Source organism: uncultured Tenacibaculum sp., from assembly GCF_947502995.1.
GTDB lineage: Bacteria > Bacteroidota > Bacteroidia > Flavobacteriales > Flavobacteriaceae > Polaribacter.
This window is the reverse complement of record NZ_CANNBW010000012.1, coordinates 19,012-40,865: the sequence shown is the minus strand read 5'-3', so window position 1 is coordinate 40,865 and position 21,854 is coordinate 19,012. Positions and strand designations below refer to the sequence as shown.

Genomic DNA, 21,854 nt, shown 5'->3' with positions numbered 1-21,854 from the left:
TTTTTAATTTTTAGAAGTGTTCTTATTGTTGAAATATTCTTGAACTTTCTTCTTGTAATTTTGTTGTAAAGGTAACGATTGTCTGTTTAAAATTTCAGTTTGATTATAATACTGTTTTTTAAATTCAAGTTCTTTAATTCTATTTTTATTGTATTGGATTAAATTAGTGTTAGACTTTCTTTTCTTTTCTCTTCCTTGTTCGAAAGTTGCTTTTTCTAATTTTAAAAGTTGATAATTTAAACGCTGCATTCTTTGTAAAGTACTTTGATTAAAACCTTTTTCTAAAATTTCATTTTCCAACTGTTCCATCTCTCTTAATGCTTTTTTACCTTCTCCATTTCCGTCTTTTCCATCTTTTATAGCATCTTGTAATTGTTGTCTAAGTTCACTTTGTTGCTTGTATATTTCGTATAATTCTCCATTTAAATCATCGTTTTGTCCTTGTTGTCCTTCTCCTTTTTGTTGTCCTTTATTCTCCCCTTTTTGACCCTGTTTATCTCCTTTTCCATCTTTAGGTTCCCCATTTTTGCCATCTTTTGGTTTTCCATCTTTTCCGTTTTTATTCATTCCTTTCTTCATTTTCTCCATTAATCCTTCTTGTTTTTGAATAATATCTGGTAAACTAAATGAATCTCCACTCTTCCCTTTTCCACTACCACTACCAGGTTTAGGATTTTGCATTGCATCTAAAGTATTACTTAACATATTGGCTAATTCATTAGCTGAAGTCATAACATATCTTTGGTTAGAAACACCATTTCGGAATCTACTATCTGCAAAGTTTTCTAAGGATTGATCTAAATTATAATGTGCATCAGCTAAATGATCTTGTATTTTAGAGCTAATTTCTGGTACACGTAGTGATAAAACAAATAAGCTATCATCGATATGTTCGAAGTATGTTTTTAATTGATTCTGCTTCTTTAAATTCTTTCCAAAATTAGGATGTCCTGAATTAATTTTAGAGAAATCATTCATTAATGTTTCCTGATCAAAAGAGAATGTAACTAGGTTTTCAAGAATACTACGAAGATCTTCCATGTTCTCTTCAGCCATTTCATTACTCATCATTTGCATTGATTGCTGCATTTTCTGACTCATTTCTTTCATTTTTTGAGCAGCTTTCTTCTGATTTTGTTTAGCTTTTTGACTGTTATTGTTTTTTTGGTTTTCTTCTGCTTTGTTTAATTGTTCTTGTGTTTCCTTCTTTAAATTTTCAACTGAAGGAATATCCATTGGTCTTTTTAATTTTTCGTTTTCCTTTTTTAAATCATCTAATTCCTTTTTTTGCTTTTCAAATTCTTCTTTTAATTTTTTTTGTTCCTCCTCTGTGTTCTCTTTGTTACTTAATTCTTCTTGTTTTTTAGCTAATTCATCTAGTTTTTTAGCAATTTTATTCATTTTTTGCTCTACATAATATTGTTTAGCTAATTCTAAAACTCTTTCTAAACTCTTTTCTTGCTGTTTGTTTTGTTGAGCAAGTTGTTTTGATTTTTTAATTAAATCTTCCTTGTTCAGCTTTTCTGCCATTTTTTTAAGTTGATCTAAAAGCTTTTTTTGTTTTTGAATCTTTTTAAGTTCTTCTATTCTTTTCTGTAAGTTTTCTTTTTTCTTTTGTAAACTTTCATTTTTTTCTTCCTTTTCAGAAAAGTTCTCTTGAAGTTTTTTTGTTTGTCGCTGCATCATGTTCTGATACTGCTCTTGTCGCTTAATGATATTCTCTATTTTCTTCTGATCATTCCAATTCATATTCTTCTTGTTTTGAAGATCGAATTGAACTTTTTCTAGTTCTTGTTTGCTGTCTTGTTGCTTTTGTAAAGAATTCTGAATGTTTTCTAAATAATTTTGTTGTTCATTCAGCAATTCATTATCTAACTCTTCAGTTGTTTTCTTTCTATATGAAAATTTTTTACTGATTGCTTTTTTATTTCCTTGTATAGCATCGTTATCAAAAACTCTAAAGAATAATTCATAATCTATACCTTCTATTAATTTTAAATCATCTGGAAACTTAGCAAAGAAGCTCTGAACGTTTTCTGTAGAAATTTTTATTTGTTTAGATTTTTTATTTTCAGGATTATCAATGTCATAATAAACCATTTCTAATTTTTGAAATCCATAATCGTCAGAAATTTCACCAGCAAAATAAACGGGACCTCTAGAAATACTATCAATATTTGATTTAACTTCAATTGTAGGAAATTCATCAGAAATTGTATTAATAGAAAAATTTAGTTTCTCGTAATTTTTTAGTTTAACATTTGAAGTACTTATTAAATAATTTACATCTTTTAAAATTCTCTTTTGAAAAGAAAATTCGTTGTTTTTATCTGTTTTAAAAGGTTTGGTTTTATTGTTACTCGTGTAATTAACACTATCTGTATCAGAAGTTAAAACTTTCCAAGTTACGAATGTTCCTTGTGGAACAGTGATGTTTGTTGCGTTAGAAAGTTGTTCGTTTTTTTTACCAATATACCTCGGATAATTGATCTGCATACTGATATTTTTTATTGAAGGAGTCTTAATAATATTTACTTGATAATTAGTAGACTTAATGTTGTTTGCTTCAATAAAGAATTGAATGTTTTTATTTACAGATTCAAAGGTGTAAGAAAAAAGTCCAGAACCATTATTGTCTAAATAATAAGATTCATTATTAAAGTTAATTTTTGCTTCATCAGGAATAACTTGTCCTTTAGTTTGTATGTAAACAGTTAAAGGATCACCTTTAATTACCTCTAAGTTTTTTGAAGTAAGTTCAAAGAAAAAAGGAGCAGGTGGATTGTAAGCAATGCTATGATTTACTACCCTATTTAAACTATCATTAAGTTTATCACCAATACCAGTAATAAAAGTAAGTAACCATAAAACCACTGGAATTACTAAATATTTTAAATATTTTACGTTTACTGAGAAATTTATAGCATTTGAAAAAGGAATCGGTTGTAGTTCACTTGCTTTTTGATCGATACTTGCTAAAAGTAATTCCGATGAATTTGTTTCGTTTTTAAGCTGTAAAAAATTAAGTAATTTATCTTTTACTTCTGGAAAATGATTTCCAATTAGTTTAGAAGCTTCTTCTTGTGTAATTCCTTTTTTAAGTCCAAAAAGTTTAAAAATCGGAAAACAAATAAAACGAATTAATAAAAATACTTCTACGGTTATAAATAACCAGAATAAAACTGTTCTTGCATTAGGTTTTAACCAAAAAAAATACTCTATAAATAGTGTAAATAAAAGATATAAAAGTCCTAAAGTTAAAAATAGAATACTTCCTTTTATTAGCTCATTTGTGTTAAATTTTCTACTAAACTGCTGAAGTTTTTGCTCAATTCGATTGAAATTACTCATAAAACAAATATTAACTTATAAAAGTAAACAAATTTCGTGTTCAAAAACAGTATTAAAAAAGTTAAAACAGTGATTTAATATGATAATTTGTTAAATAAATTTTAAAATAATCCACTTTAACACTATTAAAAAGAAAATAACAATAGATTTAAAGTAATTATTAACCTCATAAATTTAAATATTATGAAAAAAGAATTTTTAAAACTTCAAAACACAAAGATTTTATCAAAAGAACAACAAAGAACTATCCAAGGAGGAATTTGGGGAAGTTCTAATTGTACTGCAACTGGTTGTGTAGCTTCTCATCATGCAGGTGGACAAGGATTCATCGGATCTGAAGGTGGAACTTGTGTTTTAGATGCTCCAGTTGGAGAATCTTGTATTGGAACTGTTCGTAACGGTTTATGTTGTATAGGTTCTTTTAATTAAGAAAAACATAAAATAGAATTAGTTAAAGACTGATCATTCTCGATCAGTCTTTTTCTTTAAATAAAAATATAACTTTATTTAAAAGCTTAATAACATTTAAGATAAATACAAACTTTATACTGTCTAGAAATTTTAAAATTTCTAGTGATTTTTTGTAAGGAAATGACTTATATTTAAACTAACAGTGAAAATATTTAAAACATGAAAAAACTAACTTATTTTTTACTTATTTGCCTATCAATAAGCACATATGCTCAAAGTCCTTGGACACAAAAGAAAGGTGAGGCTTATTTACAATTATCTTTTACTACAATTCCAACATACTCAGATATTTTTGGAAATCCAGATTTTCAAACTGAAAGAGAAATTAACGATAATACGTTACAATTATATGCTGAATACGGAATTTCAGATAGAACAACTTTAATAGCTAACTTACCTTTTAAATTTGTTGCTACTAACGATCTAGTTAATCCTACTCCATTTCCAGTAACTGCTGAAGGATCTGAAAGTTCTTTAGGAAATATACAAGTTGGAGTTCGCCATAATTTTTACAATAAAAAGTGGTTAATTTCTGGTCAATTGATGGTTGAAGCTAATACAAGTAATTTTGATGCTGCTACTGGTTTAAGAACTGGTTACGATGCTTGGACTTTTACTCCTGTTATTTCTGCAGGTAGAGGATTCGATAAATGGTATATTCAAGCTTTTACAGGAGTTGATATTAGAACAAACGATTATAGTTCTGCATTTAAATTAGGTGGTGAAGCTGGTTATAAAGTAGGTTCTTGGTTATGGGTTGCTGGTTTTTTAGATGGTGTTGCTTCTTTTCAAAATGGAGAAATTTTACAACCATTTACTAACTTAAGAACAAGTTTATATGTTAATGACCAGAGCTATGCAGCTTTTGGATTTAAAATTATAGGAGAAATTAATAAAAACTTTGGTGCAAATGTTGGTTTAGGTGGTGCTTTAAGCGGAAGAAGAGTTGCAAAATCTCCTGCACTATCATTCGGTTTGTATTACAAATTATAAATTATTTTTACATAAATATTATGAAAGAGAGTTTCGAAAGAAACTCTCTTTTTTTGTCTTTTTTGCTTTGTCTTTTAAAACTATCTTTGCCTCGTTAAAAAATTAAAAAAATGTCTGACAACGTTCGTGTGCGTTTCGCGCCAAGTCCAACAGGACCGTTACATATGGGTGGCGTAAGAACCGCATTATTCAATTATTTATTTGCAAAGAAACATAACGGAACATTCGTTTTACGTATTGAAGATACTGATCAAACACGTTATGTAGCTAATGCAGAACAGTATATTGTAGATGCCTTAGAATGGTGTGAAATTCCTTTTGATGAAGGTCCAGGAAAGAATGAGAAATTTGGTCCTTACAGACAATCTGAACGTAAAGATTTATATAAAAAATATGCTGATGAATTATTAGCAAACGGTTGGGCATATTATGCTTTCGATACTGCAGATCAGTTAGATGCACATCGTAAAGATCATGAAGCAAATGGTAAAACATTTATTTACAATTGGCATAATCGTGAAAAAGGAAGATTGGTGAATTCTTTAGTACTTTCTGAAGAAGAAGTTCAGCAAAAAATAGAAGCAGGAGAAAAATATGTAATACGTTTTAAAACACCTCAAGACGAAACTTTAATTTTACAAGATGAAGTAAGAGGAACAATTAAAATTGATACTAATACATTGGATGATAAGATTTTATTTAAATCTGACGGTATGCCAACTTATCATTTAGCAAATATTGTTGATGATCATTTAATGGAAATTTCACATGTAATTCGTGGTGAAGAATGGTTACCTTCTCTCCCATTACATTCATTATTATACACTGCATTTGGTTGGGAATCACCAAAATTTGCGCATTTACCTTTAATTTTAAAACCTGTTGGTAAAGGAAAATTAGGTAAACGTGACGGTGATAAATTAGGCTTTCCAGTCTTTCCGCTAGAATATACAAATGAAAATACTGGTAATGTTACACGTGGATACAGAGAAGATGGATATTTTTCTGATGCTTTTGTAAATATGTTAGCTTTATTAGGTTGGAATCCTGGAACTGAGCAAGAATTATTCTCACTAGAAGCTTTAATTCAAGCTTTTGATTTAGCTAGAGTAAGTAAATCCGGAGCAAAATTTAGTCCTGATAAAACAAAGTGGTTTAATCAACAATATTTACAGCAAAAAACTGATAATGAGTTAGTTAGTTTATTTTTGCCAATACTTGAAAATCAAGGAATTACTACTAATAAAGACTTTGTAGAAAAGGTAGTTTATTTAATTAAAGAACGTGCAGTTTTTGTACAAGATTTTTGGGATTTATCAAGTTTCTTCTTCCAAGATCCTACAGAATATGATCCAAAAGCAGCTAAAAAACAGTGGAAAGAAACTACTGGAGCTTTAATGACAGAGTTAGTTTCTGTAATTGAACGAATTGAAGATTTTACTATTGAAAACGCTCAAACTGAAATTAAAGGATGGATTACTTCTAAAGAAATAGGTTTTGGTAAGGTAATGCAACCATTACGATTAAGTTTAGTTGGTAAACTTGCTGGACCAGATTTATTTGATATTATGACTATGGTTGGTAAAGAAACAACTATTAAAAGAATACAAAATGCGATAACTAATTTAGGATAGTTTATCACAAATGAATATTTTAAAAAGCGTTATTATAGTACTTAATAACGCTTTTTTTCTTTCAATCATTTTAGATTTTTGTTTCTTTGCAACGAATTAGAGAAAAAGAAAAAATGTTTACAACTACAGTAAAAAGTACTACAGAAGAAGATATTTCTATTCTTGTTCAGAAAGACAATCATTCTTGGAATTATTTATGCGATTGTGGTGAAGCGAGTTTATTAACAGTAAAAGAAATACAAAATACTAAAGCTGTTTTTATCAGTCACACACATATAGATCATTTTATCAATTTTGATGCTATAATTAGGCATCAGATTGGTACTGAGTTATATGTGATTATTATAGGTCCAAAAGGTATTGCAACCCAAGTACAATCTAAGCTAAAAGGTTACACGTGGAACCTTATTAATCAAGATTCAATTACGTATGAAGTAAGAGAAGTGATATCAGCTAATTACTACATCGTTTATGAATTAAAACCTCCAATTTGGGAGCTAAAAAAAGTAAAAGAAGTCACAAATAAGCAGATTTTCGAAGACAAAGATTTTTCAGTTTCTTGTGTGCTGTTAGATCATAAAATTCCAACAGTCGCTTATAAGTTTCAAGAAAAAGAAAAAATTAAAATCAATATTAAAAAAAGTGATTTTAAACCAGGTAAATGGGTAAAAGAATTAAAAGAAGCTTTTGAAAATAATGACAAAGAAAAAGAAATTATCATTGCCGAAAATAATTATTCTGCAGAAGATCTTTTTTATTTATTGGAAGTTCAATTAGGAGATAGTTTAGGAATTATTATGGACCACGCTCCTAATGAAAAAAATCATCAAAAAATTCAAGAACACTTTAAAGATTGTGAAACTGTTTACATAGAATCTTTTTATTTGAATGAAGATAAAGAATTGGCAATCAAAAACTTTCATAGTTATGCAGCAAAATCAGGTGAAATAGCTAAAAAATCTAGAATAAAAAATCCTATTCCTGTACATTTTTCAAGAAAATATAAATCAGCCCAGATAGAACAACTTCAGCAAGAGTTTTATACTGCTTTTAAATCAACAATAGTTTAGCCAAAACAAAATGAAAAAACGTATTTCTTTTCTAATACTACTATTCCCGTTTATATTATCCTCTCAAATTATTAATGTTGAAAACTTGAGACGAGTTACAGATACAACAGGTTGGTCTGGTTTTGCACGATTAGATTTACACTTAATAAAAAATAGAAATACAATATTTGGTTTTTCTAACAGAATACGTGTACAGTACAAGACCAATAAGCATTTATGGTTGTTTGTTAATGATTTAGATTTTAGAGAAGCGAATTCTAATAAGCTTGTAAGTAAAAATGCACAGCATTTAAGGTATAACTATCGATTTCGTGAAAAAATCGCTCTAGAGGCGTTTTTACAGTCTCAGGAGAACGAAATAGCTGCTATTCGATTCAGAGGTTTAGTTGGTGTGGGTTTACGCTTTAAATTGTCTAAATCGGAGAAATACAAACTGTATTTAGGTAATTTAGTTATGTATGAAAATGAAAAGGTGATTGAATCTAATGAAAAAATAACAAATAGCGATTGGAGAAATAGTTCATATTTTTCTATGAGTTTATTTCCAACAAAAAATATCTCGATTGCAAGTACTACATACTTTCAACCGAGATTTGATTTATTTTCTGACTTTAGAATTTCTAGTCAAACAACAATGTCTTTTAAAATCGTTAAAAATTTAAGGTTTGCTACAACTTTCACATATCAGTATGATGAATTTCCGGTTTTAGGTATTCCAAAGGAGCAGTACCGATTAACAAACGGAATTATGTACAGTTTTTAATTAGCGAGACATTCCTGGAAAAGAATTCACAGGTTTAATTTTTAAATCTGCAAAATTTTCTGTGATGTATACACGTAAATCTTCACCATGTTCAACGATTTGCCATTCACCACAATCATCAGCAAAACTTTCTACAAATTTTACTTTTATATCAGGAAAAGAATTGACTATTTTAACTTTAATATCTGCTTGAGATGAATATTCAACAAGTTTAATTTTACCGTAAAGTTTTTTTCCATCAAATCTACAGGTATCAGACTGTAGCTTCGGATTCTTTTCTTCTTTATTTTTTCCTTTAGAAAAAACTAAAAATAGAGACATACTAATACAAAAAAATACGGCAAATGCTTTCATAACAAGTAATTAATGTTGGTTAAAATAACAAGCTCCTCCAATGGCAGAAGTTGCTCTTCCTGAAAATAAATTACCAATATCGAAAGAATAAATTAAACTACCTGTAATTTGGATATGAGAACGCATACTTTCGAAAGATTCTAAAGAATGTTTGTAATACAATTGTGTGTTTAAACCTAAGGAATTAGTAATCCAATACGTAAGACCAGCACCAACATTAAAAGTTGGAGTCATTTTTCTTTCAGAATCTACTAAGCTTCCTCCAGCAAAAACATAAGGAACAAAATCTTCGGATAATTGATTGAAATTGTATCTAACAGAACCATCAAGTGAAAAGTATTTTACCGAGTTATCGATAAAACCAACACCAAAACTATTAAAAGACATGGCTCCGTCTAAAGATAATTGTTCGCCAATAGGAATGGTTAGATTTAATCTTGGAATCTGAATCATGTTTTTGTCTCCAATAAAACTTGCATCTTCATCTGAAAACTTAACAACACCTGTTCCAAAGCCAATTTGCCATTTTCTGTTTCGATTAGATTCTACTTGAGCAAAAATATTAGACAATAAGAATACTGTTACGACGAAAAAAAATTTTCTCATAATCATAAATTTGGGGATGGGTTATAGTTTACTAAACTACTAAATTTTTGCTTTAGTATAGGAAATCTAAATAGAATTCACTTTTTTAATAGCATCTGTAAATGTCTCTAAATCATTATTGTTCATTACTAAATGAATAGCTTCATCACAAATTTTTTCAACATTATCTAAAGGAAAACTTAAGGCTGTTGTTATTTTTCTCATTAATAAAACTTCATCTTTATCAACATCACCATCAGCAAAAATCATTGTAGTTAAACGATACAAACGTTCAATACTTTCATCATAACCGATTGGTGGATTTACAGGGTAAGCATCTGGATTTTTAAGTATTTTTTTATATTCTTCTTCGCTAATATTTAATTTTTTAGCAGCTCTATCTAGTAATTTTTGTTCACCTTCAGTAATCGTGTTGTCAACTAATGCAATTTTAACAATACTAGCAAAATGACCTATTTCTTGTTTGTGTTGACCGCTAGCGTATAAATCTGATATAGACATATTTTTTAATTTTTTGTTGTTATAAATTTAAATAATCCTACATCTTTTTAGATCAAAAAATCTGTAAAAAGTCACTCTTTACAACATGATAAATTTTATATTTTTAATGAAAATGATTTAAAATTAAACCATTAGCAATAATTTTTGTCATAGAAATAAATACACCTGAATGATGAAGTACATAATTTATACCCTAATTTTTTCTCTTTTATTAATGTCTTGTAACAAAGAAAATAATGAAGAAATTCCTGAAATAAATGAAGAAATACCAATAGTTACAACAGATGCTACTTATGAAGTTTTAGTTACAAGTGATATAGTATATGCAGAAGGATTAAGTCATACAACTATAAACGGGACAAACACTAGAGTAAAACAATTAAAATTAGATGCTTACGTACCTAATAATACAAATGATAACAGACCAGCAGTTTTATTAATACACGGAGGAGGTTTTATATCTGGATCTAAAGATGTACCACAAATGACTAATTTAGCAAACTACTTTGCATCAAGAGGTTGGGTTGCTTTTTCAATAAACTATAGATTACAAGGAGATTTAGGAACTATTCCATCAGCTTGGATTCCTTTTGCGCAGAATAGTTTAGAACCTTCTCAAATAGATCAATTTTATGCAATTTATCCTGCAAGCAGAGATGTTAAAGCAGCTTTACGTTGGCTACATGCAAATGCTTCAAATTATAAGATAAATACTGATTATATTACTGTAGGCGGTGGTTCTGCAGGAGCTGTAACCGCAACAATGTTAGGTGTTACTGCAGCAGAAGATTATACAGAAGAAATTTCTATGACTTTAGATCCTACATTGGCAACAACCAATTTAGAACAATCTACAAAAGTTCATACAGTTTTAGATTTCTGGGGAAGCGGTATTTCAGTAAAAATCATTAATGATTTGTATGGTAAAGAACGCTTTAATGCTTCAAATGCACCAATAATTATAATGCACGGAACAGAGGATCCTACGGTATTATTTAGCGAGGGTGAAGCTTTAAGAGATAATTATATTGCTACAGGAGTTAACCATGCTTTTTATCCTTTAGAAGGAAAAGGTCATGGTCCGTGGAATGCAACCGTTAATGGTAAAAGATTAGAAGATTTGTGTTTCGATTTTATGGTAGAACAGCAACAACTTAAAACAGAATAGTAATCTATAAAAGGTTTATAACCAATAAAAATAGTATCCGATTTTTAAAGATAGATTAAAATTTTAGCAATAAAACTTTAGCAATCTGTAAAGTTAATTTTAAGAATATTATACAATTATCACCATTTTAAAACCTTGTTTTTCCGATGATGATTTTGGGTAAATTCGCCACAGAATTAACCTTTTAATCTTCATAAAAATGAAAACTTTTAAATTATTTTTTGCTGCTGTGGCATTAGTAGCATTTAACAGCTGTCAAAATGATGATACTGTAGCAACAGAAGCTGTACCAACTAGTAATCAAAACCAACAATTTGTTAAGGTAATCGATGTTTCTAACACTCCAGAAGTTCAAGAAATAGTAAAAGAATTACAATCAGGAACTAAATTAAATGCAGCTATCGTTTCTGAAAGAATTGTAAACTGTACTTTAGATAGCGATGTTGGATGTGGAAGTGATTCTGCTTTAGAAATAGAAGAATATGTAAATACATCAAACTGTATTAATTTTTCACAAGGAACATTAATTTTTCCTCCACAAGCACAACAATTTACTTTCGATTATTCTTACTATATCGATGGTGATTCTGATATAAACATGGACAGATATCAATTCCAATTCGATGCGCATATTGCAGAAATCGAGCGTCAAGTTAAGCCATTAAAAATAGCTTTTATTCAAGCTGATGCACAAAATGGATGTTTCAACGAAAGAGGTTGGAATGTAGACCAAGTTGTGTATACTGTAATCTTAGGAAACTAATATTAAAAATTAGGAATTAAATAGTTATTGTGTAATACCGGTAGTGAAAGCTATCGGTATTTTTAGTTTTTAGAAATATTTTTATGAATAAACGTTTTAGTCATATTGCTTGTTTTTTCTTCATTCCGAATTTATTTCGGAATCTCATAATTTTAGTAACTAGATGTTGATGATGAGAATCTGAAACAGGTTCAGATTAACGTTAGTTATCATTTCACATTATAGATAATCATTTATTTTTTTGAATATTGCAGTAATGAAAAATAAGAATTTACAAGGAAAATGGTTGATAAGAGATATTAGTCATAACAACATGAAAAAAGGATTTCCAGGTTTTTGGTTGTTTGAAATAGAAGAAGAAAAAGTGATTTTTTACAGAGATTTCTCACTAAAAAAGCCAGAATTCCAACTTAAACTAGGTAACCTATGTTTTTTGACCTTAAAAGATGAAGTTTCTCATGAATTTACAGTAGTAAATGAGAATCAAATCATAATATATTCTGAAGGAAAATATAATGATAAAGAAGTTACTTTTGAAAGTAATTACGACCGTTTGCTTCCCACAAAAACAAATTTAACAAAAGAAGAAATAGAAGCGATAACTTATGTGATGAAGATTAACAATAATAAAAGAGAACAAGTATTTAGTTTTAGTAAGAAATTTAATAGTGAAACAAAGAGTTTTTTTGCTATTGAAGAAATAGATAAAACTTTGTTTTTATGTTCTTATTTTTCTGGTATGAAGAATGCATCTTTAGCCATAAAAGAAATTACAATGGATAGTATAAAATTATATCCAACATCTATTTTTGAAATAGAAATTACACGTTACAAGAAAAAGTAAAAAGTTGTATTTTTAAGTAAAATTAAAACAATTTGAGTACAACAAAAGACTACTGGTCGCAACGCTACATTGAAGAAAGAACTGGTTGGGATTTAGGTACAGCTTCCCTCCCACTACAAACGTATTTCGATCAATTAACCAACAAAGATTTAAGCATTCTAATTCCTGGAGCAGGAAACTCTTACGAAGCAGAATATTTATATAAAAACGGGTTTTCAAATGTTGAGGTTTTAGACATTGCTAACGAACCTTTACAAGCATTTGCAGAACGAAATCCTGATTTCCCTAAAAACCAACTTTTAGAAGCCGATTTTTTTGAGTTCGAAGGTCAATATGATTTAATTATTGAACAAACATTTTTTTGTTCATTCCCTCCACTTCCAGAAACTCGAAAAGCTTATGCAAAAAAGATGTACGAGTTATTAAAACCAAACGGAAAATTAGTTGGTTTGTGGTTTGATATTCCATTAACTGGAGATCTAGAAAAGCGTCCATTTGGCGGTGATAAAGAAGAATATTTGAGTTATTTCTCTGAATATTTTGAAGTTTTATCTTTTGAAAAAAGTTATAACTCTGTTGCAGCCAGAAAAGACATTGAACTTTTTGGAATATTCAAATCAAAATGTCAGTTCGAGTGACGACCTTGGGGAGTTGTATCGAGAACTATTTTCGATTTTAAAGTAAAATTTCAATACAACTCGAAAAACGCATTAATCAAAAGTAAAGTATTACGTTTACCGTGGAACAATTTTGTTCGTCAAGCTGAATTTATTTCAGCTTCTCATAGTGTTGAATTCAATTGTACTTCTCTTGATGAGGTTCCGAAACAAGTTCGGAATGACGTCTATTTTGAAACAATTTTATCAACGAAGTTCGCTAATAGTTTCGTAGAGTTTCATAAGTGTCAACGAAGTTCGTTGATAGCTTCGTAGAGTTTTGAAACCCCTAGCGAATGTCGCTTATAACTTCGTAATATTTCAGAACTAACAGCGAGTATCGCTGATAATTTTGTAGTATTTTGAAACAATCATGAAACTCTCTTAACACTTTTTTCTATTCACGATGTTTAAAATAAAAGTGTTTATCGTGGAACAATTTCGTTTGTCAAACTAAATTTATTTAAATTTTAGAGAACTCTGACCTCAGAGAATCGACGTAAAGAAAATAGAGAATAAATTCGTTAAGAAATAAAATCTGTTTGAGGCAACGCCGAGTTATTTTATTTTAGAATTCGTTCGAAGATTTTTAGTTGATGATCTGAAGTCTTGATTTTTGTGAAGCCTGTCTTGAGCGAAAGTCGAAAGGTTTTGTCAAGAAAAAGAAAGGGAATAATAACAAATACATTTATCGAGTAAGAAACATTGTACCTTTCATTCTTTTTTCCATTGATGAAAAAAGAAGCAAAAAAATCTAGTCTTCACAGCTTTTCACACATAAAACTCACATCCTCGAAACGCAATGAAAAGAACTCGCTATCGCTCAAACAGCTTTTCATTTTGCTCGTTTCTTGCGGTGGATTTTATGGTTCAATCTATGTATGACGTTTACTGTGAAACATCACGTTTTCGTCAAGCTGAATTCATTTCAGCTTCTCATAGTGTTGAATTCACTTGTACTTCTCTTGATGAGATTCCGAAACAAGTTCGGAATGACGTTTACCATGGAACATCATGTTCTCGTCAAGCTGAATTTATTTCAGCTTCTCATCATGTTTAGATTATAATAATCTGATTACTAGTAGTGAAAAACAAAATTACACCAAAAAAACATTGATCATTGTTTACTGATAACCGATCACTGATTAAAAAAAGGGTGTTTTTCCCCTATACTACAGATAAACAACCCTAAATAATTTTATTTTATTTAGCAACCGAAAAAAGATAAAGAAATAGTATAATCCTCCTATTCCTTCATTTTTTAGAAATTAATAATTTCAAAAACTATTCATATTCATATACTGTTTCTACAGTTGATATTTATTGAATTTTTTAATATAAAAAACGTTATCCATAATTAAATTAACAATGACAATAAGTTTTATTATTGAATGTGTAGATTGTTCTGAAAACTACAGAATTCGATATGGAATGGGAAATAATTTTCCTCAATCAGCATCTTTTCAATGTACAGAATGTTCTAAAAAGATAAAAATTGGATTTAAAAGTAAAGGAGAAGACAGAATTATTGAAGGTTGTAGATTTATTGAAAATGGAGGCTTTGAAAAGGATGTTAAAGTTGTCAATTTACATCCTGAAATTCCTACTGATAAAGATCGTTTAAACGATCCTTCCTTATTTCAAACAATGGGATTATTTCAACAATTAAATAATTCTAACGCTGACATATTTAAATTTAAAGAGCTACAATATATTTGGTCTCAGTTTTATAGTGAATGGATAAAAATAGAACCCTTATTACGTATCGTCGCTAAAAAAAATAAAGACGAACTTAAAAGATTGAAAAATATAGATTTTGATGTTTTTTCAGATGAATTTCATCAATGGCTAGGAATTTTTATAAGAGGAAAAAAAGATAATATTTTTGAAAAGATTAATACTGAATTTTTATCTATTGATAGTTCAGAAATTAAAAATTACCTTAATAATGAGGATAAATTAATAAAGCAAATATATGCTCTATGCAATGTCTATATGCGACATTCAGAAAACTTTCAGAGTACTATATTTCATCAAAAATATGGTTGGGAATTAACATCAGATATGACCGCAAATGTTCATTGGGAAGACATAGAATCAGTATATGGTGATTTATATGAAATAGTTGGAGATTTATTAACTATTCCGACAATGATAAATAACATCAAACAGGGTCGGGATTTTGATCAATTCAACACTCCAGGGTTTACGTTAGATAAATTTTTGAAAACAGATAAAGCTGGTAGAGGAACAAATTTTCAATCAAATCCTAACCTGAAACAATTGACAGAATTTTACTTTCCATGGCTTAGAAATGGGACTCATCACAAAAATTCCACTTTTAACTCAGATACACACGAAATAATTTTAGGAGTTGGAAAAGGAGGAGGTACAGAAAAAAAAATAAATCTAATAGAATATGTTAGAGCCTGTAACGAATTATTTGAGGTCGGAATTATTTTATCAAGTTTAATCCTACATTTAAAAAAATGAAGAAAGTAATAGCATTTGCAGACGAATTTGGAAATAACTCATTCGATTTTGAAAATCAAGGGAGTCATTTTATTATTGCTAGTGTAATAATTAATCAAGATGAATTGAGCAAAATACAAGTTCAACTTGAGGAAATAAGAAAACGTTTTTTTCAAACGGGAGAAATTAAATCCAGTAAGGTAAAACATAATCATAATCGCAGAATCATCATTTTAAGAGAACTTAAAAAGGTTAACTTTTCTGTTTATGCAGTTGTTATAGATAAGAGAAAACTGTATGGAGAGGGATTTAAATATAAAAAGTCATTTTATAAATTTTTAAATGGAATTCTTTATAAAGAACTTTATCGAACATTTCCACAATTGGAATTGAGAGTTGATGAACATGGTGGAAATGATTTTATGCGAAGTTTTAAAAAATATGTTGAAAAAAATCATATTAGAAATCTATTTACAGGTTCAGATTTTCAAATTCAAAAAAGCCATAATGATCTTGGAGTTCAATTAGCAGATATGATGGCTGGAACTTTAGGTTATATATTTGACGAACTCAAAAAATCTGATAAATCATCTGAGTTTGCTGAATTAATTAATGACAAACTAATTAGTTTAAATCAATTTCCTAAAGAATATAAATCTGAGGAGTTTAATGAAAAAGCAACATTTAGTGAATATGATAATACGATTGCAACCCTTGGATTGAACAGAGCATTTGACTTTATTGATAAAACAAGAGGAAATACAATTGATAATCGAGATAGAATAAACTTTCTTAAACTACTACTTTTATATCATCAATCAAATCATCCACGAAAGTTTACAACAGCTGCAGAATTTGTTCACCATTTGAGTGTAAATAGACATAAACCGTTAAGTAAAGAGCAATTTAGCTCAAAAATCATAGGTCACTTAAGAGATGAAGGAATTTTGATTGCAAGCAGTAGAGATGGTTATAAAATTCCAACTTCCGCAAGCGATATGAAAAAATACATTAATCATGGAAAGAACATTGTTTTACCAGTTTTAAGGAGAATAGAAGAATGTAGAAACGCAATTTTACTTGCGACAACAAATCAATATGATATTTTGGAAGGCTCAGAATACAAGAAATTAAAAGAATTAATAGAAAAAAAGGGTTAGTGATATAGATAAAACATGATTCTTTTAGTATTCGAGTCCTTTAAACATCCTCTTTTTAAAGTCTTTCGATTTTTCAACTTTATAATCAACTCCGTATCTTTGCTCAAAATTTTTACCGTTGAGTAAGCAAACCATTGTAAACTACTACCAAAATGCTACAAAGGTAGCTTTGGTACAACAGGCCTTACAACAAGAAAAAAACCACTTTCAATTATCGAATTTGGTCGGTTCTTCGTTGTCTTTTGTGATATCCGAAACTTTTAAAACTGCCGATAAACCTTTTCTATTTATTTGTAACGACAAAGAAGAAGCAGCATATTATTTAAACGATTTGGAGCAATTGCTGGGAGAAAAAAACGTACTGTTTTATCCCGGTTCGTATCGTCGTCCGTATCAAATCGAAGAAACTGACAACGCCAATGTATTGTTACGATCGGAAGTGCTAAACCGTATCAATTCACGAAAAAAACCAGCGATAATTGTTACGTATCCTACTGCTTTATTTGAAAAAGTAGTGACGAAAAAAGAGCTAGAAAAAAACACACTCAAGGTAAATCAAGGTGAAAACTTATCACTCGATTTTATCAACGAAGTTTTGTTCGAATACAATTTCAATCGTGTCGATTTTGTTACCGAACCTGGAGAGTTTTCAGTACGTGGAGGAATTGTAGATGTGTTTTCATTCTCAAACGACGAACCCTATCGAATTGAATTTTTTGGAGACGAAGTCGACAGCATCCGAACTTTTGATGTAGAAACACAACTGTCGAAAGAAAAACTCACCAAAGTGAGTATTATGCCAAATGTAGAAAACAAGGCATTACAAGAATCACGAGAAAGCTTTTTAAAATATATTTCGGCAAAAACGGTATTACTGATTAAAAATCAGGATTTACTTACTGGAAATCTCGATAAATTTTTCCGCAAAGCGGAAGTAGAGTTTGAAAAACTGTCAGAAGACATAAAACATTCAAAACCATCAGAATTATTCTGCGACGGAACATTGATTAAAAATCAATTACAAGATTTTACGGTGGCTTATTTGGACAAGCGTCATGCTGAACTTGTTTCAGCATCTCATCCAGATCAAAGTCCTGCTCACTCAGGTGAGACCCTGAAACAAGTTCAGGGTGACGGTAAGATTTCGTTTTCAGTCCGTTCACAACCATCGTTTAATAAGCAGTTCGATTTATTAATCGAAGATCTAAACGTTCATCATTCCAAAGGATATACCAACTATATTTTCTGTGCCAATGAAAAACAAGCACAGCGTTTTCACGATATTTTTGAAGATGCCGATGTTGAGGTACATTACGAAACCGTAGTTTTTCCGATTTATCAAGGATTTATCGATGAAGATCAGAAAATAGTTTGTTATACCGATCATCAAATTTTTGAACGTTATCATAAGTTCCGACTGAAAAATGGTTACGCCAAAAAACAATCGATTACACTAAAAGAATTAACCAATTTAGAAAAAGGAGATTATGTAACACATATCGATCACGGAGTTGGAAAATTCGCAGGATTACAAAAAATCGATGTTGAAGGAAAGAAGCAAGAAGCGATTAAATTAATTTACGGCGATCGCGATATTTTGTATGTGAGTATTCACTCGTTACACAAGATTTCTAAATTCAACGGAAAAGATGGAAAACCACCAAAGATTTTTAAACTAGGATCGAATGCGTGGAAGAAAATCAAGCAAAAAACGAAAACTCGAGTTAAAGAAATTGCCTTTAACTTAATCAAACTTTATGCAAAACGTAAATTAGAAAAAGGACACGCTTTTGGTCCAGATACGCACATGCAACATGAGTTAGAAGCGAGTTTTTTATACGAAGATACACCAGATCAGTTTTCTGCAACGCAAGATGTAAAGGCTGATATGGAAAAAGACCAACCAATGGATCGCTTAGTTTGTGGTGATGTTGGTTTCGGAAAAACAGAAGTTGCGATTCGTGCTGCTTTTAAAGCTGTAGACAATGGAAAACAAGTTGCGGTGTTAGTACCCACTACAATTTTAGCGTTTCAGCATTTTAAGACATTTTCTGAGCGTTTAAAACAATTTCCTGTACAAATAGATTACTTAAACCGTTTTCGTACCGCAAAACAGAAAAAAGGTGTTTTAGAAGGTATTGCCGATGGATCTGTAGACATTGTGATTGGAACACATCAATTAACGAACAAAAATGTACAGTTCAAAGATTTAGGTTTATTAATTATTGATGAAGAACAAAAATTCGGAGTTGCAGCAAAAGATAAATTAAAAACCATTAAGGAAAACGTAGATACATTAACCTTAACAGCAACACCAATTCCGCGTACGTTACAATTTAGTTTAATGGCAGCGCGTGATTTATCAGTGATAAAAACACCACCACCAAACCGTCATCCAGTAGAAACCAATGTGGTTCGTTTGTCGGAAGAAACCATGCGTGACGCGATTTCCTATGAAATTTCACGTGGAGGTCAGGTTTTCTTTATTCATAACAGAATTGAGAATATTAAAGAAGTTGCCGGAATGTTACAACGTTTGGTTCCTTCAGCAAAAATTGGAATCGGGCATGGACAAATGGAAGGAAAAAAGCTAGAGGAATTAATGCTGGCTTTTATGAACGGAGAGTTCGATGTTTTAGTGTCTACCACAATTATTGAAAGTGGATTAGATGTACCGAATGCCAACACGATTTTTATCAATAATGCCAATAACTTCGGGTTGTCAGATTTACACCAAATGCGTGGTCGTGTAGGACGTTCGAACAAAAAAGCATTCTGTTATTTTATTACGCCGCCGTATCATATGATGACGGAAGAAGCGCGTAAACGAATTCAGGCTTTAGAAATGTTTTCTGAATTAGGAAGCGGATTGAATATTGCCATGAAAGATTTAGAAATTCGTGGAGCTGGAGATTTATTAGGAGGAGAACAAAGTGGATTTATTAATGATATTGGTTTCGATACGTATCAGAAAATTCTGAAGGAAGCGATTGAAGAACTGAAGGAAAATGAATTTAAAGATTTATATCCTGTTGATGAAAATGCTGGTCCGAAAGAATATGTAAAAGAAGTTCAAATTGATACTGATTTCGAGATTTTATTCCCAGATGATTATGTGAATTCTATCACAGAACGTTTGAATTTATACAAACAATTAGGTGAATTAGAAACGGAAGAAACATTACAAGTTTTTGAAACCAACTTAATCGACCGATTTGGTGAATATCCAACTCAAGTTCAAGATTTACTAGATTCTGTTCGTATCAAATGGTTAGCAAAATCATTAGGATTAGAGAAAATCATTCTAAAACAAAAACGTATGATTGGGTATTTTGTATCCGATCAGCAAAGTGATTTCTATCAAACAGAAGCATTTACCAAAATGTTGAAGTATGTACAGCACAACTCTAAAAGCTGTGTGATGAAAGAAAAACAAACCAAAAATGGTTTACGATTATTAATCACATTTATTAAGATCGATACAGTTAAAAAAGCTTTAGAAACATTACAAAAAGTATAATATATAAGTAGGTGTCTGAGGTATTCGAAGACATCTGTTTTTATTCCTTGTATGTAGTAAAAAGGTAGTCGAACACAGCACTTAAAATCCGTTATAAACACCTGAAAAAAAAGAATATGTACATTTGTCGTCAAATTCAAAAAGAAAAAAGGAAAAGAATGAAAAAAACGATAACAATTTTAAGCTTAGCATTTTGTACGATATCAATATTTGGTCAGTCGATTTATGGAAACGCAAAAAACGCTTCAAAAGATGTAACCCTTTCATTAAGAAATATTCATAAGAAAATGGTAAAGAAAATACCAATTCAAGGAACAAGGTTTAATACTGGAGATCTTGGAGGAATTGAGGGATATTTTCTACTAAGAAAGAATAGTAATTCAACTTACATCTATTTAAAACCAGATTTTAATTTAGAAGTAAATTTTGATGCAAAAGATTTTAATAAAACGATAAGTTTTTCTGGTAAAGGTGCAGAGGTAAATAATTATCTGTTAGCAAAAAAGAAGTTGTTAAAAGAACGTTGGAAAGATGCTGAAAGCTTTTATAATGGAAGTGAAAATGAGTATTTATCTAAAATTAGAGCGATTCATAAAGAGCTAAAAGGATTATTAAATAAAGTAGATGACGAGAGTTTTAGAAAACACGAATTGGTAAACTTACAGTTCAATTATTTAAATGATGTTTTTTACTATCCACATGCAGTAAAATATCGTACAGGAAAAGACCCCAAGTTAAATGCTGATTTCTTTAGTGAGTTAAAAGATGTGTATTACGACGACGCAAAATTGTATAGTATTTATCCGTCTTACAAGAGTTTAGCATCTAACAAATGGAAGAAAGAATTAAAAAAAGCGACGAGTTTTAAGGAAATGGAATCTTCGTTCAGAAAAATTAAAACCAATCAAATTTTTGTTGATGTAATTGTAGATGCGTTATATCGAATTTCAGACACACCAGAAAAGTCGAAGTTTTACTATGAACTAATCAAAAAGTATGTTCCAAATCAAGAATTTGTCAGCAAAGCAAGAAAGAAATACAATAAGGTAAAATCTACAGCAATTGGTAAAAAGGCACCTGGATTTACTTTTAAAGATAAAAACGGAAACAATGTATCCTTAAAAGATTTTAAAGGGAAGTATGTGTTTATTGATATTTGGGCAACATGGTGTACTCCATGTTTAAAAGAAGTACCACATTTAAAAAAGTTGGCCACACAATATCAAGATAAAAACATCGTTTTTGTAGGAATTTCAGTAGATGAAAAGACAGAATACGACCTTTGGAAAAAGATGTTAAATGAAAAAGAATTAAATGGAGTTCAGTTGTTTTCAGATAACGCTTTCGACTCTGAGTTTGTGAGTGATTTTGGTGTAAGTTCGATTCCTCGTTTTATTTTAATTTCTCCTGAAGGAAAAATCGTAGAAAGTCATTTAAGCAAACCATCTCAAGAAAAAACAAAGCAGCTTTTAAACAAGCTTTTAAAATAATAGAAAGATTTATTTTAGGCATATTTATTGCTTAATAA

At 29.9% G+C, this 21,854-nt stretch carries 18 protein-coding genes; 14 read left to right on the top strand and 4 right to left on the bottom strand.

The window, feature by feature from the left end; translation table 11 throughout:
• Positions 1-3: 3 nt before the first annotated feature.
• The gene (locus Q1A46_RS11120) at positions 4-3,351 is read right to left on the bottom strand and encodes a DUF4175 family protein (RefSeq protein ID WP_299678222.1); all 3,348 of its coding nucleotides are present in this window, start codon (positions 3,349-3,351) and stop codon (positions 4-6) included.
• 183 nt (positions 3,352-3,534) lie between these two features.
• Between Q1A46_RS11120 and Q1A46_RS11115 the strand changes: the two genes are divergently transcribed.
• From Q1A46_RS11115 to Q1A46_RS11095, 5 genes are all read left to right on the top strand, one after another.
• Positions 3,535-3,780: a hypothetical protein gene (locus tag Q1A46_RS11115; RefSeq protein WP_299678219.1), complete on the top strand. Its 246-nt coding sequence runs from the start codon at positions 3,535-3,537 to the stop codon at positions 3,778-3,780.
• Positions 3,781-3,981: 201 nt separating this feature from the next.
• Positions 3,982-4,815: a hypothetical protein gene (locus Q1A46_RS11110; protein ID WP_299678217.1), complete on the top strand. Its 834-nt coding sequence runs from the start codon at positions 3,982-3,984 to the stop codon at positions 4,813-4,815.
• Between the two features lie 110 nt (positions 4,816-4,925).
• Positions 4,926-6,449, top strand: a complete 1,524-nt coding sequence (gene gltX / locus Q1A46_RS11105; RefSeq protein WP_299678215.1) for a glutamate--tRNA ligase — start codon at positions 4,926-4,928, stop codon at positions 6,447-6,449.
• Positions 6,450-6,535: 86 nt separating this feature from the next.
• On the top strand, positions 6,536-7,519 hold the full coding sequence (locus Q1A46_RS11100; RefSeq protein ID WP_299678213.1) for a peptidase: 984 nt from the start codon (positions 6,536-6,538) through the stop codon (positions 7,517-7,519).
• A gap of 10 nt (positions 7,520-7,529) precedes the next feature.
• Positions 7,530-8,282 (top strand): DUF481 domain-containing protein, encoded by a 753-nt coding sequence (locus Q1A46_RS11095; protein ID WP_299678211.1) that lies wholly within the window; start codon positions 7,530-7,532, stop codon positions 8,280-8,282.
• Here Q1A46_RS11095 and Q1A46_RS11090 read toward each other — a convergent pair whose 3' ends face one another.
• The 3 genes from Q1A46_RS11090 to Q1A46_RS11080 form a co-directional block, all read right to left on the bottom strand.
• Positions 8,283-8,636 (bottom strand): hypothetical protein, encoded by a 354-nt coding sequence (locus Q1A46_RS11090; RefSeq protein WP_299678209.1) that lies wholly within the window; start codon positions 8,634-8,636, stop codon positions 8,283-8,285.
• Positions 8,637-8,645: 9 nt separating this feature from the next.
• Positions 8,646-9,242 (bottom strand): hypothetical protein, encoded by a 597-nt coding sequence (locus tag Q1A46_RS11085; RefSeq protein WP_299678207.1) that lies wholly within the window; start codon positions 9,240-9,242, stop codon positions 8,646-8,648.
• Positions 9,243-9,308: 66 nt separating this feature from the next.
• Positions 9,309-9,743 carry a TerB family tellurite resistance protein gene (locus Q1A46_RS11080; RefSeq protein WP_299678205.1) on the bottom strand — a complete coding sequence of 145 codons (435 nt, stop codon included), beginning with the start codon at positions 9,741-9,743 and terminating at the stop codon, positions 9,309-9,311.
• Positions 9,744-9,912: 169 nt separating this feature from the next.
• Here Q1A46_RS11080 and Q1A46_RS11075 point away from each other — a divergent pair, with 169 nt between their 5' ends.
• The 9 genes from Q1A46_RS11075 to Q1A46_RS11035 all read left to right on the top strand — a co-directional run bounded on the left by Q1A46_RS11075 (position 9,913) and on the right by Q1A46_RS11035 (position 21,816).
• A complete protein-coding gene (locus Q1A46_RS11075) occupies positions 9,913-10,911 on the top strand; it encodes an alpha/beta hydrolase (protein WP_299678203.1) in 999 nt (332 codons plus the stop codon).
• Positions 10,912-11,110: 199 nt separating this feature from the next.
• Positions 11,111-11,674, top strand: coding sequence for a hypothetical protein (locus Q1A46_RS11070; protein ID WP_299678201.1), 564 nt, complete (start codon positions 11,111-11,113; stop codon positions 11,672-11,674).
• Positions 11,675-11,930: 256 nt separating this feature from the next.
• Entirely contained in the window at positions 11,931-12,518 is a 588-nt protein-coding gene (locus tag Q1A46_RS11065) for a hypothetical protein (protein WP_299678199.1), read from the top strand.
• A 32-nt stretch (positions 12,519-12,550) separates the two neighbouring features.
• The gene (locus Q1A46_RS11060; protein WP_299678197.1) at positions 12,551-13,156 is read left to right on the top strand and encodes a methyltransferase domain-containing protein; all 606 of its coding nucleotides are present in this window, start codon (positions 12,551-12,553) and stop codon (positions 13,154-13,156) included.
• An 895-nt stretch (positions 13,157-14,051) separates the two neighbouring features.
• Positions 14,052-14,234 carry a hypothetical protein gene (locus Q1A46_RS11055; RefSeq protein WP_299678195.1) on the top strand — a complete coding sequence of 61 codons (183 nt, stop codon included), beginning with the start codon at positions 14,052-14,054 and terminating at the stop codon, positions 14,232-14,234.
• Positions 14,235-14,542: 308 nt separating this feature from the next.
• Positions 14,543-15,667: a hypothetical protein gene (locus Q1A46_RS11050; protein ID WP_299678193.1), complete on the top strand. Its 1,125-nt coding sequence runs from the start codon at positions 14,543-14,545 to the stop codon at positions 15,665-15,667.
• The gene (locus Q1A46_RS11045; RefSeq protein WP_299678179.1) at positions 15,664-16,806 is read left to right on the top strand and encodes a DUF3800 domain-containing protein; all 1,143 of its coding nucleotides are present in this window, start codon (positions 15,664-15,666) and stop codon (positions 16,804-16,806) included. Before Q1A46_RS11050 ends, Q1A46_RS11045 begins: the two co-directional genes overlap by 4 nt.
• A 118-nt stretch (positions 16,807-16,924) precedes the next feature.
• A complete protein-coding gene (mfd, locus tag Q1A46_RS11040; RefSeq protein WP_299678176.1) occupies positions 16,925-20,326 on the top strand; it encodes a transcription-repair coupling factor in 3,402 nt (1,133 codons plus the stop codon).
• A 158-nt stretch (positions 20,327-20,484) separates the two neighbouring features.
• Entirely contained in the window at positions 20,485-21,816 is a 1,332-nt protein-coding gene (locus Q1A46_RS11035; RefSeq protein WP_299678173.1) for a TlpA disulfide reductase family protein, read from the top strand.
• Positions 21,817-21,854 lie beyond the last annotated feature (38 nt).